The organism is Emticicia sp. W12TSBA100-4 (assembly GCF_040253585.1).
Taxonomy (GTDB): domain Bacteria; phylum Bacteroidota; class Bacteroidia; order Cytophagales; family Spirosomataceae; genus Emticicia.
Genome location: NZ_JBELAU010000048.1, coordinates 1 through 1,381 on the forward strand (window position 1 = coordinate 1; position 1,381 = coordinate 1,381).

The window sequence follows — 1,381 nt, forward strand, 5'->3', positions numbered from 1 at the left end:
TGAACCTAATTTATTAACATTGACTGCCACCCCAACGAATCTGACTTGTCAATCAAACAGCACGGGTAGCATTAGTTTATTGGCAAGCGGTGGTACAACAGCTTACACTTATTCAAAAGATGGCTCAACTTTCCAAAGTAGTAATGTATTTTCAGCATTAAGTGCAGGCAATTATACTTTAAAAGTGAAAGATGCGAATGGCTGTACGGCAACGGCAAGTACAACTTTGACTGAGCCAGAATTATTGACATTGACAGCCACCCCAACGAATTTGACTTGTCAAGCAAACAGTACGGGTAGTATCAGTCTATCGGCGAGCGGTGGTTCAATGGCATATACTTATTCAAAAGATGGCTCAACTTTCCAAAGTAGTAATGTATTTTCAGCCCTTTCGGCAGGCAATTATATCTTAACGGTCAAAGATGCCAATGGCTGTACGGCAACGGCAAGTACCACGTTGACTGAGCCAGAATTATTAACACTGACTGCCACCCCAACGAATTTGACTTGTCAAGCAAACAGCACAGGTAGCATTAGTTTATTGGCGATCGGTGGCACAATGGCATATACTTATTCAAAAGATGGTTTGACTTTCCAAAGTAGCAATGTATTTTCAGCTCTTTCGGCAGGGAATTATACCTTAACGGTGAAAGATGCCAATGGCTGTACAGCTACGGCAAGTACCACGTTGACTGAACCGAATCTATTGACATTGACAGCAACACCAACGAATTTGACTTGTCAAGCAAACAGCACTGGTAGTATCAGTCTATTGGCAAGCGGTGGCACAATGGCATATACTTATTCAAAAGATGGCTCGACTTTCCAAAGTAGTAATGTATTTTCAGCCCTTTCGGCAGGGAATTATACTTTAACGGTGAAAGATACGAATGGCTGTACGGCAACGGCAAGTACAACTTTGACCCAACCAAATTTATTGACTTTGACAGCTACCCCAACGAATTTGACTTGTCAAGCAAACAGCACGGGTAGTATCAGCCTATCGGCGAGCGGTGGCACAATGGCATATACTTATTCAAAAGATGGTTCGACTTTCCAAAGTAGTAATGTATTTTCAGCTCTTTCAGCAGGCAATTATACCTTAACGGTCAAAGATGCCAATGGTTGTATGGCTACGGCAAGTACCACTTTGACCGAACCGAATTTATTAACATTGACTGCCACCCCAACGAATCTGACTTGTCAATCAAACAGCACGGGTAGCATTAGTTTATTGGCAAGCGGTGGTATAACAGCTTACACTTATTCAAAAGATGGCTCAACTTTCCAAAGTAGTAATGTATTTTCAGCCCTTTCGGCAGGCAATTATACCTTAACGGTCAAAGATGCCAATGGCTGTACGGCAACGGCAAGTACCACG

General features: G+C 42.4%; 1 pseudogene. It reads left to right on the forward strand.

The window, feature by feature from the left end:
• Positions 1-1,381 (forward strand): annotated as a pseudogene (locus ABR854_RS25670) (hypothetical protein); the annotation flags it as partial.